Raw genomic sequence first — 14,519 nt, 5'->3', positions numbered from 1 at the left:
CGCAAACCCGGCTCACTCCTCGCGCTCACAGGTCTGTCTCCGTTCGCGACTGTGGGGCTCGCAAACCCGGCTCACTCCTCGCGCTCACAGCCGACCACCGCCCAAGCCGGCGGGCGCACGCCCCGTCGTGGTCGACCCCGAGCAGGCACCGCCCGCCGCCGGGCAGCCGCAGATCACAGAAGACCCGATGGCGTACGCCCTGCTCGTCCTCGCCCGACACGGTGGTCTCCCCCGGATCGGCCTGCGGCAGCATCGACGCCCAGCGGGCCACCACCCGGGCCAGCCGCTGCGCGCCGGTGAGATCGGACGCCACCACCGGCAGGTGCACGACGTACCGGCCGCTCACCGGTAACGCCCCTGGTTCTCCCGTACCTGCTCGGAGCGCCAACGCCGCAGCGCGGCCTTGACCTGGTCGGCCTCCCGGCGGGACTCGGCCACCTGCCGGTACGCCGCCTCCAGGTCACCGGCGACCTGGTCGAGGAACCTGGCAACCTCGATCGGGTCGTAGCCGCGCCGCCCCAGCGGGAACCGCTGCTGACGCACCTGCCACGGCCGCAGCGGCCGGTAGCTGCCGGTGCGGTAACAGGTCCCCGAAATTGAAGGACTGACGGCTTGTTCGGCGTGCCGCGCGGCGTACCTGGTGTCCGTGGGCCCGGCGGTTCGCCGCCGGAATGGGTTGCGCATGACAGACCTCGCTCTCGTCAGCGTCAGCGATGTGGAAGGCGGGTCCATCGGCCCGCCGCGCACCGACGGACCCGCCACGCACCCACCACCGCAGCCCTGATGGCAGTACGGCAGCGGGGCAGCAGGTTGCCGCGGGGACCAAGTCGGAGGTGATAACTCAGCCGATCCGTGACACTACTCATCGTGTACCGGGTTGGGCCCGATACGCAACTCCCGATTTGGGATGGGGTCGTTGCGGATCGCGCACCGATCCGGAACACTGACTGTCGTGACTGGAAGCCCAACGGTCCGACGTCGACGCCTGGCCGCTGCCTTGCGTCGACTCCGCGAGCAGACCGGCATGACCGCTGACCAGGCGGCCAAGGAGATCGGCATCTCCAAGTCGGCGTTGAGCCGGATCGAGAATGCCCAGGTCTCCGTGATGCCACCGGTCGCCCGGGGCCTGCTGGAGTTGTACGGCGTCGAAGGAGACGAGGTCGACGCACTGGTCCAGGTGGCCAGGGATGCCCGCAAGCGCGGCTGGTGGCAGGCGTACGACGACGTGTTGCCGGAGTGGTTCGAGGTCTACGTGGGTCTGGAGGCGGAGGCATCGGAGATTCGCGCCTTCGAGCCTCAGTTGATCCCCGGCCTGCTTCAGACCGCCGACTACGCCAGAGCCGTGGTGCGCGCCGAACATCCCGATGCGTCGACTGAGGAGGTCGATCGACGCGTCGAGCTGCGGCTACGCCGCCAACGGGCCGACAACCCGCCCAAGCTGTGGGTGGTGTTGGACGAGGCCGTGCTGCGTCGCCCGGTCGGTGGCACCGCCGCCTTCAGGGCGCAGTTGCGGCGACTCGCGGATGAGGCGGACCAGCCTGGGCGCACGATTCAGATCCTCACCTTCGCCGCTGGCGAGTATGGCTCGATGGGTAGCGCCTTCAGCGTCCTCACGTTTCCTGAACCGGCCGATCCCGGCATCGTCTACGTCGAAACCCGCGCGGGTAGCCTCTATCTCGAAGGCCAACAGGTCAGGGAGTACAGCCGAGTCTTCGAGCACCTGGTCGCCACGGCGGCCAGCGCTCGGGAGTCGCGCGACCTGATCCGACGGGCGATCGACGAGTCATGAGAGGACGGCGCGGGTGGAAGAGGTCAGCACGGCCCGCGTGACCTGGCGGAAGAGTACGCGCAGCAACGGATCCGGCAACTGCATCGAGGTCGCGAATGACTTCGGGGGTTGGGTGGGTCTACGGGACAGTAAGGACCCCATCGGCCCGGTCCTCGCATTCAGTCCAGCGGCGTGGGCAACCTTCGTCTCTGGCCTGAAACGGGAGACGCTGCACAACTGAGCGCAGTAGACGGAGGGAACGTCATCCACGCAAGATGGCGTTCTCCCTACTCGTCGAACGCGGGGCTGCGAACAGCCATCAACGTCGGATAGTGTTCGCCCGACTACTGAACAGTGGCGCCCGCCGGGCTGTGCGGTGCGTTCGTCAGTTCCGGGAAGGACGGCATGGCCAGCATCGAGCAGGTAAAAGCCGCGCTCGCCCAGGCAGCCGAGCAGAGCAACACCACCACGAACCAGATCCGGGCGACTGTCGACGGCATCGAGCAGGTGCTCACCCTGCTGCGGATGGTCGCCGCCGGCACCGGTCACCCTGCCCTCGCCGAGTCCATCGCCCGCGCAGAGCAGAGCAAGCAACGGCTGATCGAAGCTGCCACGACACTCCAGGGCAGCACCCAGGCCGCCCAGCAGTACATCAGCGTTCTGGGCTGACCATGAGCGTCGGCGACGTGAAGGCGACTCTCCGCGACGGCACTCTGTCACTCGACCAGGCGAAGGCGACCATCGAGCGCGTCGGTGACAGGCTGGCCGAGGTGCGAAGGATCGCCTCGGCCACGCTCCACGACAGCCAACACCCCGAGGCGCAGAAGGCTCGGAAGGCACTCGCCGATGCGGCACGCGAAGTGGAGTTGGCCCTGCGGAGGATTGGCGTCGCCAGGGGACATGCCATCGCGTTCACGAACAAGCTCGGATGAGCAGCCTCCTCACGCGCGTAGTCGCCCAGCTCAACGCGGCGATCGAACAACTCGACGAACTTGCGGTGATGGCCGTACACGCTCAGGAGGAAATTCGCCAAGGGCATAGCCGATATGCGGAGGTATGCCAGGGCACCGATGATCGAGACTGCCGCTTGGCAGTGACGCAGAGCCGCACGGCCGCCGACAAGGCAGGTCGACTCGGTCGACTGACCAGCAACGCCGCCACGCATCTCGCCTCCTACGCCAACGCGATTGCTCCCGGCTCCACCCCTACACGCAACAGCGCAGGTGATGGGTCTCCGTCGGGCGAACGTCTGGTCACCGAGTCGGAGGCGCGCGGCAACAAGGCGGAGGCATTCCTCCGGCGGCACGTCAAGAAGGCCGACGAGACGGAAGGCAACCTCCAGAACGCAGAGCAGGCCGCGACGACTGCGTTCCGCGAATTCGTTCGGGAGGCGAAGGGCGGCGCAGGTGGCACGTCGACGTCCACTACGCAGCCCAAACCCGCCGTGCCGTCGGATCGACCACAGTTGGAGCACCCGGTCACCTCGGTCATCATGGCAGCCGGCGCAGTGGCCGTCGGTCTCAAAGGTCTGTGGAACATGACCAAGAAGAATCGGGAGAGGAAGCCTCGTGACGATCAATCCTGAGATGATCGCCTACATCCGAACGATGGTTAAGGGCGAGCACGCGGAGAACGACCGCATCGAGGCGCGCCTCGACGACCAGGGTTGGGAAGGCTTCGGCACTCTGCTGGGTGCGGTCTTCTACTTTGCCGTCAACCGACGGTTTCCCGACGGTGCTAGTCCGGACGAGGTGATCCGGTTCGTCAGCGAGATGCGGCGCATGACAACCGGTGGCCCCGAAACCGATGCGACCAGTGCCGAAAAGCTGATCATGGCTGCTCTCGATCCCAGCATCGACACCGACATCGACCCGCACGTTGCCGGCCGTGTCCAAGGTCTGACCATCCTGCACACACTCGGCGCGGACACCGTCTCCGACGAGGAGTTGGACGCTCTCCTCACCGAGGCGGCGGCTCTGGCCAGCCGGATCTAACCTCGCACCGCCGCGAGGGTCGAGGGGACAGACGACTGCGGTGGGCGATCGGATGAGTGAGCCACAGTCCGGCGCTACACGTCCTCACTCGAAGACTGGTCGCCGGGGTGGGCGGCACTGCACGGCCCAACATCGGACGACAGGGTCGGCGGTGTCGCTGCTCCCTGCTACTCGCTCCTGATGTCGGCGGACTCTCTCGCTCGGTTGCCTGGCGGCCCTCCCCGCGACCCGCCCGGCCGAAGCAGCCGGGCATTGATCATCGGTGAACGGTGCGCGTGGCGGTTTGACGTGTCCCGGGGTCGGAATCAGGATGTCGCGGTGACATCACGCGAGCTGAAGGCGAAGGCTCAGGCGCTCCGGGCGGCTGGCAGGACACCCAAGCAGATCGCCCGGGAACTCGGGGTCACCCGGGCCGTGGCCACCAATCTCGTACGGGGTACCGCTGTCGACCGGCCGAACCGCGTCCATCCCTCGGAGCTGCCGCTGGTCGGCTGCTGGGTCAGCCGGCAGTGGAGCAACGGCCTGGGCTTCACCGACCGGCCTGACGACTGGGTTGACGACGAGGAACTGCTGCCGATGGCGGTGGGCGCGGGGCTGGTCAGCGTCGCGGTCGCCCGCCGTGCCGGCGACGCGCTGGTCACCTGCGGGTTCCTGGTCGACACCTACTGCCTGGGCGTGAAGAACGCTCTGCCGCCGACAACCTCTGGCCCCGGCGAGTTGCCGTACTTCGTCGCCGACTTCTTCGCGGCGTACGACAGCGAGCCGCTCGCGGCCCCTGCCGACCTCGCCCGTGAGCTGGTCTTCGGTGCCGTCGACTACGCCCGTGGTCTCGGCTTCGACCCGCACCGCGACTTCTACAGCGCCGCCCCGCACCTCGGCACCTGGGAGCCGCCGAGTCGGATCACGTTCGGCCTCGACGGCAAGCCGTACTTTCAGCAGGGACCGCACGACAACCCTCAGCGGATCATCCGTACCCTCGACAAGTCGGTCGGCGCCGGCAACTACCACCTCACGGTGGTGTCGGAGGTGTAGTGACCGTGGCATCGCGGACCGACCACTCGCGGTGAGGCTGCGGGTTCTGCCCGGGGGCGATCGAGTTTCCGCAGCGGTGTGGCCGCGACCGACGTGGACGACGTGGAGAGGAAGGCAGCGTGGCCGAGTTCGTGCGTCACACCGAACGGTACGCGGCCGAAGATGTGCACGCCGTGCTGCGGCTGTGCGATTCCGGGCGGCTGCGATGCAGCGAGAAGACGCGGCGGCCGGCGGCGGCCAGCGTGGTCGAGGTGGCCAAGACGCTGGTCTCGGGTGACTTCTATCCGGACGAGCCGATCGCTGCGTTCGCCTGGCCGCTGCTGGTGCAGGCTGGCGGCTTCGCTGAGATCACCAGCGGCAGGTTGCAGGTGACCGCGAAGGGTAGGGCCGCTCTCGCCAAACCACCCGCCACGATTATTCAGGCGACGTGGCGATCCTGGTTGAGCAAGGGGCTGATCGATGAGTTCAGCCGGATCGAGAGCATCAAGGGGCAACGGGCCGCCAATGTGCTCACCGCGCCGAAGGCACGGCGGCAGAAGGTGTCCGAGGCGCTCACCGCCCAGCCTGTCGGCGAGTGGGTCGACGTGGACGCTCTCTTCGCGCAGATGAAGCAAACCGCCTGGTCGCCGCGGGTGGCGCGCAGCGAGCGGGCGCTGTGGAAGCTGTACCTGGAGGACCCGCATTACGGCAGCCTCGGCTACGCCGGGTTCGGCGAATGGGAGCTGCTGGAGGGCCGCTACACCCTCGCGGTGCTCTTCGAGTACGCCGCGACGCTGGGCCTGATCGACGTCGCTTACGACGAGCCGGTCGGCGCCCGCGATGACTACCACGAGAACTGGGGTGCCGACTCCTTCGACGCGCTCAGCCGGTACGACGGGCTGCGGGCGATCCGCCTCAACGACCTCGGCGCGTACGTACTCGGCGTACGCAAGTCGTACACTCCGCCGCAGCCGGAGGCACCCGAGCGTACGTTGAAGGTCCTACCCAACCTCGATGTCGTGGCTGTCGGCAGCCCTTCCCCGGCCGAGTTGCTGGTGTTGGAGAGCTACGCCCGCCGCACCGGTGATCACGTCTGGACCGTGAGCCGGGAGAGTCTGCTCGCCGCCGTCGATGCCGGGCGGCAACCGGACGAGTTCACCGCATTCTTGCAGGCTCGGGCCGCGCAGCCCGACCTACCCGGTGCGCTGCTGACGCTGTTGGATGAGGTCGCCGAGCGGGCCGGGCGGCTCACCGACCTCGGGCAGGTGCGCCTCATCGCCTGTGCGGACCCGGCCCTGGCCACACTGATCAGCCACGACCGGGCGCTACGGTCCCTGTGCCGGCTGATCGGTGACCAGCATCTGGCGGTGCCCGTCAACCGGGATGCGGACTTCCGGCGGGCGCTGACCACCCTCGGCTATGCCGTGCCGGTGGGCGCGTCACACCCGCCCGCGCCACGTCGCCCGCAAACATCAACAGCTCGTTGACAACGCTTCGTTGAAGTGTTGCACTGGCGGCATGACCACCGAATCCCGCATCGCCCGAGAGCGGGCACACCACACCCATGCCGCCCTGCAACGGCTCACCGAGCGGCACGCCGCCACCGAGCAGCAGCGGCGGCGGCACACCAACCCGTACGCCGCCGACCCGTACGAGGTGATCGCCGTGCTTCTGGCACTGGCCGCCGGGTCAGCCGAGCCAGTGCCGGGTGAGGACCCGGTGGACGAGGCGGATCTGCTCGCCGCGCTGACCCTCTTCCCGCACCTGCGCGCCGAAGTCGACGCCATGGAGGCGGGCCTGTTCAACCTGGCCCGCGCTCGGGGGCTGACCTGGCAGGCGATCGGCCAGGGGCTCGGCCTGGGCAGCGCCCAGGCCGCCAAGCAACGCTCCGACCGCCTCACCACCCGCACCTCCCCCACCCCCGCCGCGCCCCGCCGCTGAGGCAGCAACTTCGGGGATGTTGCTGCCTCAGCGAGGCCGGGAGACAGCAACATCCCTGAAGTTGCGCACGACAGCCAGGCGCACGACAGCCAGGCGCACGCGACAGCCAGGCGCGGCGGGGTGGGTCAGCGGGGGACAACGGGTTGGTTGGCCCACTCGCGCCAGGTGACCAGTTGGTCGGCGGCGGTGGCGAGCTGGTCGCCGACCGGGCCGGGGCCCGTGGAGCCGGGCGTGGTCCGGGCGGCCAGCGCCGAGCGGACCGACAGCACATCGCGTACGCCGGGGTTGAGGTGCTCGCTGACGGCGGACAGGTCCTCGTCGGAAACCTCGTCGAGGGCACAGTCCCGGGCCGCACAGAGCGCCACCAGCTTGCCGGTGATCTCGTGGGCGTCCCGGAACGGCACGCCGTTGCGGACCAGCCAGTCGGCGATCTCGGTGGCCAGGGAGAAGCCCACCGGCGCGGCGGCGACCAGGCGGTCGACGCGTACCGTCATCGTGGAGATCATCCCGGCCAGCGCCGGCAGCAGCAGTTCGAGGGTGTCGACCGCGTCGAAGGCCGGCTCCTTGTCCTCCTGCATGTCCCGGTCGTACGTCATCGGCAGGCCCTTGAGCATGGTCAGCACCGCGACCAACCCACCGACCAGCCGGCCGGACTTGCCCCGGGCGAGTTCGGCGATGTCCGCGTTCTTCTTCTGCGGCATGATCGACGAGCCGGTGGCGAAGGCGTCGTCCAGTTCCACCCAGCCGAACTCCTGCGACGTCCAGAGCACCACCTCCTCACCGAGGCGGGACAGGTGCACCCCGATCATCGCGGTGATGAAGAGGAACTCGGCGACGAAGTCCCGGTCGGCGACCGCGTCCATCGAGTTGGCGAAGGACGTGCGGAAGCCGAGTTCCTTGGAGACCGCCACCGGGTCCAACGGCAGCCCCGAACCGGCCAACGCGCCCGCGCCGAGCGGGCTGACCGCCGTACGGTGGTCCCAGTCGCGCAGCCGCTCCAGGTCCCGCAGCAGGGGCTGCACATGGGCCAGCAGCCAGTGGCCGAAGGTAACCGGCTGGGCGTGTTGCAGGTGCGTCATACCGGGCGCGGCGGTGTCCACGTGCCGCCCCGCCTGCTCCACCAGCGCCTCGGCCAGCTCGACCAGCCGGGCGGCCACCCCCCGCGCGTGGTCACGCAGGTAGAGCCGCAGGTCGGTGGCGACCTGGTCGTTGCGGGAGCGCCCGGCGCGCAGCTTGCCGCCGAGGCTGCCGAGCCGCTCCAGCAGCCCACGCTCCAGGGCGGTGTGCACGTCCTCGTCGTCGACCGTGGGGCGGAACGTGCCTGACGCGCACGCGGCCTCCAGATCGTCGAGGGCGGCGAGGATGCGGCCCAGCTCGTCCGGGTCGAGCAGGCCCGCACCGGCCAGCACCCGGGCGTGCGCCCGGGATCCGGCGATGTCGTACGGGGCCAGCCGCCAGTCGAACTGCACGCTCACCGACAGTCGGGCGAGCGCCTCCGACGGGCCACCGGCGAACCGGCCTCCCCACAGGCTCGTCCGGTTGGCCGCTGCGCTGTTCTCGGTCAAGCTCTTGTCGTCCACCCGGTCAATTGTGGTCCCCACGATCAGCCGTCCCCCAACCGGGCACCCAGGTCTGACGCGACCTCACTCATGGCGTACCGCTCCCTTCGGCGCTGTCGTCCCGGCGGGCCCAGCCGGCGAGCCGTTCACCGAGTGCGGCGCCACCGTCGGCGGTGCGCGCCACGACGAAGATGGTGTCGTCGCCGGCGATGGTGCCGACGACCTCCGACAGGCCCGCCCGGTCCACCGCGCTGGCCAGATAGTGGGCGGCACCCGGCGGAGTACGCAGGACCGCGATGTTGCCGCTGGAGTCGACCTCGTTGAGTAGCTCGCGCAGCAACCGCACCAGCCGGGCCGGTGCCGCCTCGGCGTCGCGCAGCGGGCGATGGCCGTCCTCGGGGATGACGTACACGGCTCGGCCGTCACCGCCACGAGCGGTGACCGCGCCGAGTTCCTTGAGGTCCCGGGAGAGGGTGGCCTGGGTGACCTGGACGCCCTCGTCGGCGAGCAACTCGGCCAACTCGGTCTGCGAGCGGACCGCCCGCTCGCGGATCAGCTCGACGATGCGGGCGTGTCGGGCGCTACGGGTCAGTGGTGCGGTCACTCAGCCAACCTTCCGTTCCCGGTTGCGGGAGGCCGCCGCGCGGCGTCGCTCGCTCACCCGTGCTCCCCCAACAGGAACGTGAGCAGCGCCTTCTGGGCGTGCAACCGATTCTCCGCCTGGTCGAAGACGGCACTCTGCGGGCCGTCGAGCACCTCGTCGGTGATCTCCTCACCGCGATGTGCCGGCAGGCAGTGCAACACGATAGCCGTTGGCGCGGCGTGCCCGAGCAGCGCCTTGTTGACCTGGTAGGGCAGGAACGGGGTGGTGCGGTCCAACCCGTCGTCCTCCTGTCCCATCGAGGTCCAGGTGTCGGTGGCGACCACGTCGGCGTCGCGGACGGCGGCGACCGGGTCGGTGAGCACCCGGACCGAACCACCGGTGTCGGCGGCGATCGCCTCGGCCCGCGCCACCACGTCCGCGTCGGGGTGGAAGCCGACCGGACCGGCGACGCGCACGTGCATCCCGGCGGTCGCACCGGCCAGCAGGTACGAGTGGGACATGTTGTTCGCCGCGTCCCCGACGTAGGCCAACGTCCGCCCCACGGTGCCGCCGCACCGCTGGCGGACGGTGAGCAGGTCGGCGAGCAACTGGCACGGGTGGAACCCGTCGGTCAACGCGTTGACCACCGGCACGGTGGCGCCCGCGGCCACCTCCGCGATCCGGCCGTCGCCGTGGGTACGCAGCACGATCGCGGCCACGTACCGGGACAGCACCCGCCCGGCGTCGCCGAGTGACTCGCCCCGGCCGAAGTGGGTCACCTGGGTGTCCACCACCAGCGGATGACCACCGAGTTCGGCGATGCCGGCGTCGAAGGAGATCCGGGTACGCAGGCTCTGCTTGTCGAAGAGCACCGCCACCGAACGCGGCCCGGCCAGCGGCGCGAACCCGAACCGGTCGGCTTTCATCCGGTCGGCCAGGTCGAGCACCGTGGACTGCTCGGCCGGGGACAGGTCGTCGTCGCGCAGGAAGTGCCGGGTCATGCGGAAGCCTCCGTCGGAGCGGGAGTCGGGATCGTACTGCGCGGCGGCGCCTCCTCGACCACGCGCTCCGGGACGCTCGCCGACGCGGTCAGGGCGGCGGGCAGCGCCGCGAGGAAGGCGTCGACCTGGCCGGCGGTGAGGATCAGCGGCGGTGCCAGGCGGATCACGTCGGGCTGGATCGGGTTGACCAGGAAACCGGCGTCGCGCAGCGCCCCGGCGAGGGCGGCGGAGACCGGTGCGGTCAGGGTGATGCCGAGCAGCAGACCCGCACCACGTACGCCGCCGACGAGCGGATGGCCGAGGTTCTCGATCCCCCGACGCAGCCGCTCACCCACCCGCTTGACGTGGTCGAGCAGCCCTTCGCTGGCGATGGTGGAGATCACCGCCAGGGCGGCGGCACAGCTCACCGGGTTGCCACCGAAGGTGCTGCCGTGCGAACCGGGGCCGAGCAGGTCGGCGGCCGGTCCGAAGGCCAGGGTGGCACCGATCGGCAGCCCACCGCCGAGCCCCTTGGCCAGGGTCACCACGTCCGGTTCGACGCCGTCGGCCTGGTGGGCGAACCAGTGCCCGGTCCGGCCGACCCCCGTCTGCACCTCGTCGAGCACGAGCAGGGCACCGTGCCGGGCGGTGATCCGCCGGGCCTCGGCGAGATACCCGGCGGGCGGGACCACCACCCCGTTCTCGCCCTGGATCGGTTCCAGGATCACCATGGCCGTGGCGTCGCTCACCGCCGAGGCCAGGGCGGCGACGTCACCGTACGGGACGTGGGTGACCTCGCCGGGCAGCGGCCGGAACGGGTCGGCCTTGGTCGGCTGGCCGGTCAGGGCCAGGGCACCCATGGTGCGGCCGTGGAAGCCGCCGACAGTGGCCACCACCTGGGTACGGCCGGTGCAGCGGGACAGCTTGAACGCCGCCTCGTTGGCCTCGGCGCCGGAGTTCGCGAAGAAGACCCGCCCCGGTCGACCGGCCAGCGCCAGCAGCAACTCGGCCAGCGCCACCGGCGGTTCGGAGATGTACAGATTGGAGACGTGGCCCAGCGTCGCCACCTGCTTCGACACGGCCGCGACCACCGCCGGGTGGGCGTGGCCGAGCGAGTTGACCGCGATGCCACCGAGCAGGTCGACGTACTCCCGGCCGGCCTCGTCGACCACGACGGCACCGGAACCGGACACCAGCGCCAGCCCCGGGGTGCCGTAGTTGTCCATCATCGCCTGCCGCCACCGGCTGACCAGAGCACTCATGAGGGGACCACCATCGTTCCGAAGCCTTCCGAGGTGAACACTTCCAGCAGGGTGGAATGGGCGACCCGACCGTCGACGACGTGCGCGGCCGGCACCCCACCGTTGACGGCCCGCAGGCACGCCTCCATCTTCGGCACCATGCCGGACTCCAGTGACGGCAGCAGCTTCGCCAACTCGTCGGTGTTGATCTCGCTGATCAGGCTGGACCGGTCGGGCCAGTTCGCGTACAGGCCGGGCACGTCGGTGAGCACGACCAGCTTGCGGGCCCGCAGAGCGATCGCGAGCGCGGCGGCGGCGGTGTCGGCGTTCAGGTTGTGCAGCACCCCGTCCGCGTCCGGCGCCACCGTGGAGATCACCGGGATCCGACCGGCCGCGATCAGGTCGTCCACCGCCGAGACGTCCACCGACTCGACGTCACCGACCTGACCGACGTCGACCGGCTGCCCGTCGACGTACGCGGGCCGCCGCACCGCGGTGAACAGCCCGGCGTCCTCCCCGGAGAGACCGACCGCGAACGGACCGTACGCGTTGACCAGCCCGACCAGTTCCCGGCCGACCTGGCCGACCAGCACCATCCGGACCACGTCCATCGCCTCCGGCGTGGTCACCCGGAGACCGCCTCGGAACTCGCTGTCGATGCCGAGCCGGCCGAGCATGGCCGAGATCTGCGGTCCGCCGCCGTGCACCACCACCGGCTTGAGCCCGACGTAGCGCAGGAACACCATGTCGGCGGCGAAGGCGCGCTGCAACTCCGGGTCGACCATGGCGTTGCCGCCGTACTTGATGACCACGGTGGAGCCGGAGAAACGGGCCAGCCACGGCAGCGCCTCGATCAGCGTGGCGGCTTTCGCCTGGGCGTTGCTGACATCCGAGTTCGCGCTCACCACACCGACCTTTCGCTCCCGACCGCAGGACTCCGCTGCGCTGCGTTCCTCGCGCTCACCGCACCGAATTTCGCTCGCACTGCGGGACTCCGCTGCGCTGCGTTCCTCGCGCCCGCCGCACCACACTCCGCTCGCACTGCGGGACTCCGCTGCGCTGCGTTCCTCGCGCTCACGTTGAATAAGCCGAGTTCTCGTGCACGTAGGCGTGCGACAGGTCGTTGGTCCACACGGCCGCCTCGGCGGAGCCGGTGTGCAGGTCGATCCGGATGGTGACGTCCCGGCCGGAGAGGTCGACCTTGGAGCGGTCCTCAGCGGCGGCACCGGCCCGGCAGACCCAGATGCCGTTTACCGCCACGTCGACGGCGTCCGGCTCGAACGCGGCAGAGGTGGTGCCGACGGCGGCGAGGATCCGACCCCAGTTCGGGTCGTTGCCGAACAGCGCGGTCTTCACCAGGTTGTTGCGGGCCACCGACCGGCCCACCTCGACCGCGTCGTCCTCGCTGGCCGCACCGACCACCTCGATGGCGATCTGCTTGGTGGCCCCCTCGGCGTCGGCGATCAGCTGCTGGGCCAGGTCGTGGCAGGCGGCGGTGACCGCCGAGGCCAGGTCCGCCTCGCTCGGGGTGACACCCGAGGCACCGCTGGCCAGCAGCAACACCGTGTCGTTCGTCGACATGCAGCCGTCGGAGTCGACCCGGTCGAAGGTGACCCGGGTGGCCGCGCGCAGCACCGCGTCGAGGGTCTCCGGCCCGGCCACCGCGTCGGTGGTGAGGACACAGAGCATCGTCGCCATCCCCGGAGCCAGCATGCCGGCGCCCTTGGCCATGCCGCCGACGGTCCAGCCGGCGCCGGAGACGACGGTGGTCTTCGGCCGGGTGTCCGTCGTCATGATCGCCTCTGCGGCGGCTGGTCCACCGTCCGGGGAGAGTCCTCGGGTGGCGGCGTCCACGCCGTCGAGCAGGGCCGGCATCGGCAGCCGCACGCCGATCAGGCCGGTGGAGCAGACGGCCACCTCACCCGCGCCGACCTGGTGCGGATACGCCGTACTCAACGCGGCGGCGGTGTGCTCGGCGGTGGCGTGGGTGTCCTGGAAGCCGGCCGGGCCGGTGCAGGCGTTCGCACCACCGGAGTTGAGCACCACGGCCCGCACGAGGCCGCCCCGGACGACCTGCTCGGTCCAGAGCACTGGTGCCGCCTTGACCCGGTTGGTGGTGAAGACCCCGGCGACGGCGGCGTCAGGGCCGTCGTTGACCACCAACGCCACATCCGGTGCGCCGCTGCTCTTCAGCCCGGCGGCCACCCCGGCTGCCCGGAATCCCTCGGGTGCGGTCACGGTCATGGCGCGGTCCCCCACACGGACAGGCCCGTGGTCTCGGGCAGACCGAACATCAGATTGGCATTCTGCACCGCCTGGCCTGCGGCACCCTTGCCGAGATTGTCCAGAGCGGCGACCACGATCAGGCGGCCGGAGTCGACGTCGACGGTCGCCTGAAGGTGGCAGGAGTTGCCGCCCAACGTGGCGGCGGTGTGCGGCCACCGCCCCTCGGGCAGCAGGTGCACGAACGGTGCGTCCGCGTACGCCTGCGCCAGCACCGCACGCGGGTCGGCGTCGCCGGTCGGCAGCGCGGTGACCGTGGCCAGGATGCCGCGCGGCATCGGCGCCAGCACCGGAGTGAACGACAGCCCGGTCGCCCCGGTGGCCTGCTTGATCTCGGGTACGTGCTGGTGCGCGCCCACCTTGTAGGGCGACAGGTCGCCCATCACCTCGCTGCCCAGCAGGTGGGTCTTGGCGCTCCGGCCCGCGCCCGAGGTGCCGGACGCGGCGACGACCACGACGTCGTCGGGTCGGGCGATGCCGGCGGCGATCAACGGGGCCAGCGCGAGGGTGATCGTGGCCGCGTAGCAGCCGGTGTTGGCCACCCGGTCGGCGGCGGCGATCCGCTCCCGCTGCCCGGGCAACTCGGGCAGGCCGTAGGTCCACGTGCCCGCGTGCCGACCGCCGTAGTAGCGGGTCCAGGCGTCACCGTCGACGAGTCGGTGGTCCGCCCCCAGGTCCACGATCCGCAGCCCGGCGGGCAGCTGCGCGGCGATCGCCGCCGACTCGCCGTGCGGCAGGGCGAGGAAGACCAGGTCGGCCTCGGCGAGCACCTCCGGCGTGGTCTCGCCGAGCGTCACCTCCAGGCCGGTCAGCTGCGGGTGGACGGCGTCGAGCCGTTGCCCGGCCTGGCTGTGCGCGGTGGCGGTGACCAGGTCGAACTCGGGATGTCCGGCGAGCAGTCGGAGCAGTTCACCACCGGCGTAACCACTCGCCCCGGCAACCGCAGCCCGAATTCCCATACCCACCTCCGCATGACTATGCAGTGAAGAATAGCCGTACCCAGCTACCGCTGCAAGGTCATACAGCCTGCCGCATGGTGATGAAGGGGTGCGGTGGCCCTCCCGGTGCCAGGGGGGGGCCCCCCGCCCGCCGCTGGGGCGCCCCCCCCCGCCCGGGTGGGGCGAGGTCGGGCCGGGGGCCGCAGACCAGGCCGGGGGGG

17 protein-coding genes and 1 pseudogene are annotated in these 14,519 nt (G+C 70.5%); 9 read left to right on the top strand and 9 right to left on the bottom strand.

All coding sequences use genetic code 11. The features are described 5' to 3' along the window. Positions 1–100 precede the first annotated feature (100 nt). Positions 101–346, bottom strand: a pseudogene (locus tag ACLQ2S_RS25415) (hypothetical protein); the annotation flags it as partial. Then, the gene (locus ACLQ2S_RS25410; RefSeq protein WP_155218068.1) at positions 343–684 is read right to left on the bottom strand and encodes a DivIVA domain-containing protein; all 342 of its coding nucleotides are present in this window, start codon (positions 682–684) and stop codon (positions 343–345) included. The pseudogene ACLQ2S_RS25415 and the gene ACLQ2S_RS25410, both read right to left, overlap by 4 nt. Positions 685–952: 268 nt before the next feature. On the opposite strand from ACLQ2S_RS25410, the gene ACLQ2S_RS25405 reads away from it, so the two are divergent. The 9 genes from ACLQ2S_RS25405 to ACLQ2S_RS25365 all read left to right on the top strand — a co-directional run bounded on the left by ACLQ2S_RS25405 (position 953) and on the right by ACLQ2S_RS25365 (position 6,714). Next, the gene (locus ACLQ2S_RS25405) at positions 953–1,789 is read left to right on the top strand and encodes a helix-turn-helix domain-containing protein (protein ID WP_309223264.1); all 837 of its coding nucleotides are present in this window, start codon (positions 953–955) and stop codon (positions 1,787–1,789) included. Positions 1,790–1,802: 13 nt separating this feature from the next. Continuing rightward, positions 1,803–2,009 (top strand): DUF397 domain-containing protein, encoded by a 207-nt coding sequence (locus ACLQ2S_RS25400; protein WP_425703392.1) that lies wholly within the window; start codon positions 1,803–1,805, stop codon positions 2,007–2,009. A gap of 164 nt (positions 2,010–2,173) precedes the next feature. Then, positions 2,174–2,437: a hypothetical protein gene (locus ACLQ2S_RS25395; RefSeq protein ID WP_155218064.1), complete on the top strand. Its 264-nt coding sequence runs from the start codon at positions 2,174–2,176 to the stop codon at positions 2,435–2,437. 2 nt (positions 2,438–2,439) lie between these two features. After that, positions 2,440–2,700 (top strand): hypothetical protein, encoded by a 261-nt coding sequence (locus ACLQ2S_RS25390; protein ID WP_425703390.1) that lies wholly within the window; start codon positions 2,440–2,442, stop codon positions 2,698–2,700. Then, entirely contained in the window at positions 2,697–3,353 is a 657-nt protein-coding gene (locus ACLQ2S_RS25385; protein ID WP_425703388.1) for a hypothetical protein, read from the top strand. Before ACLQ2S_RS25390 ends, ACLQ2S_RS25385 begins: the two co-directional genes overlap by 4 nt. Position 3,354: 1 nt before the next feature. Further along, positions 3,355–3,762, top strand: coding sequence for a hypothetical protein (locus ACLQ2S_RS25380; protein WP_155218219.1), 408 nt, complete (start codon positions 3,355–3,357; stop codon positions 3,760–3,762). Between the two features lie 318 nt (positions 3,763–4,080). Next, positions 4,081–4,794, top strand: coding sequence for a hypothetical protein (locus tag ACLQ2S_RS25375; protein ID WP_309223262.1), 714 nt, complete (start codon positions 4,081–4,083; stop codon positions 4,792–4,794). A gap of 119 nt (positions 4,795–4,913) precedes the next feature. Next, positions 4,914–6,260 carry a helicase-associated domain-containing protein gene (locus ACLQ2S_RS25370; RefSeq protein ID WP_425703386.1) on the top strand — a complete coding sequence of 449 codons (1,347 nt, stop codon included), beginning with the start codon at positions 4,914–4,916 and terminating at the stop codon, positions 6,258–6,260. 31 nt (positions 6,261–6,291) lie between these two features. Next, the gene (locus ACLQ2S_RS25365; RefSeq protein ID WP_425703384.1) at positions 6,292–6,714 is read left to right on the top strand and encodes a DNA-binding protein; all 423 of its coding nucleotides are present in this window, start codon (positions 6,292–6,294) and stop codon (positions 6,712–6,714) included. 125 nt (positions 6,715–6,839) lie between these two features. On the opposite strand, the gene argH is transcribed toward ACLQ2S_RS25365, so the two are convergent. From argH to argC, 7 genes are all read right to left on the bottom strand, one after another. Further along, the gene (gene argH, locus ACLQ2S_RS25360; protein WP_309223283.1) at positions 6,840–8,303 is read right to left on the bottom strand and encodes an argininosuccinate lyase; all 1,464 of its coding nucleotides are present in this window, start codon (positions 8,301–8,303) and stop codon (positions 6,840–6,842) included. Positions 8,304–8,361: 58 nt separating this feature from the next. Then, entirely contained in the window at positions 8,362–8,877 is a 516-nt protein-coding gene (locus tag ACLQ2S_RS25355) for an arginine repressor (protein WP_309223260.1), read from the bottom strand. A gap of 53 nt (positions 8,878–8,930) precedes the next feature. Then, complete coding sequence (argF, locus tag ACLQ2S_RS25350) at positions 8,931–9,857, bottom strand: ornithine carbamoyltransferase (RefSeq protein ID WP_425703381.1); 927 nt, start codon at positions 9,855–9,857, stop codon at positions 8,931–8,933. After that, positions 9,854–11,098 (bottom strand): acetylornithine transaminase, encoded by a 1,245-nt coding sequence (locus tag ACLQ2S_RS25345; RefSeq protein ID WP_230462577.1) that lies wholly within the window; start codon positions 11,096–11,098, stop codon positions 9,854–9,856. The genes argF and ACLQ2S_RS25345 overlap by 4 nt, the downstream gene beginning before the upstream one ends. Then, positions 11,095–11,982, bottom strand: a complete 888-nt coding sequence (gene argB, locus ACLQ2S_RS25340) for an acetylglutamate kinase (protein WP_425703379.1) — start codon at positions 11,980–11,982, stop codon at positions 11,095–11,097. The genes ACLQ2S_RS25345 and argB overlap by 4 nt, the downstream gene beginning before the upstream one ends. A gap of 169 nt (positions 11,983–12,151) precedes the next feature. Then, complete coding sequence (gene argJ / locus ACLQ2S_RS25335; RefSeq protein WP_425703377.1) at positions 12,152–13,321, bottom strand: bifunctional glutamate N-acetyltransferase/amino-acid acetyltransferase ArgJ; 1,170 nt, start codon at positions 13,319–13,321, stop codon at positions 12,152–12,154. Beyond that, on the bottom strand, positions 13,318–14,319 hold the full coding sequence (gene argC, locus ACLQ2S_RS25330; protein WP_425703375.1) for an N-acetyl-gamma-glutamyl-phosphate reductase: 1,002 nt from the start codon (positions 14,317–14,319) through the stop codon (positions 13,318–13,320). Before argC ends, argJ begins: the two co-directional genes overlap by 4 nt. Between the last annotated feature and the right edge of the window lie 200 nt (positions 14,320–14,519).

It is taken from the genome of Micromonospora sp. DT48, assembly GCF_049844495.1.
Classification (GTDB): Bacteria; Actinomycetota; Actinomycetes; order Mycobacteriales; family Micromonosporaceae; genus Micromonospora.
Note: the sequence above shows the minus strand (reverse complement) of the source record. Positions and strands in the feature narration are given on the sequence as shown.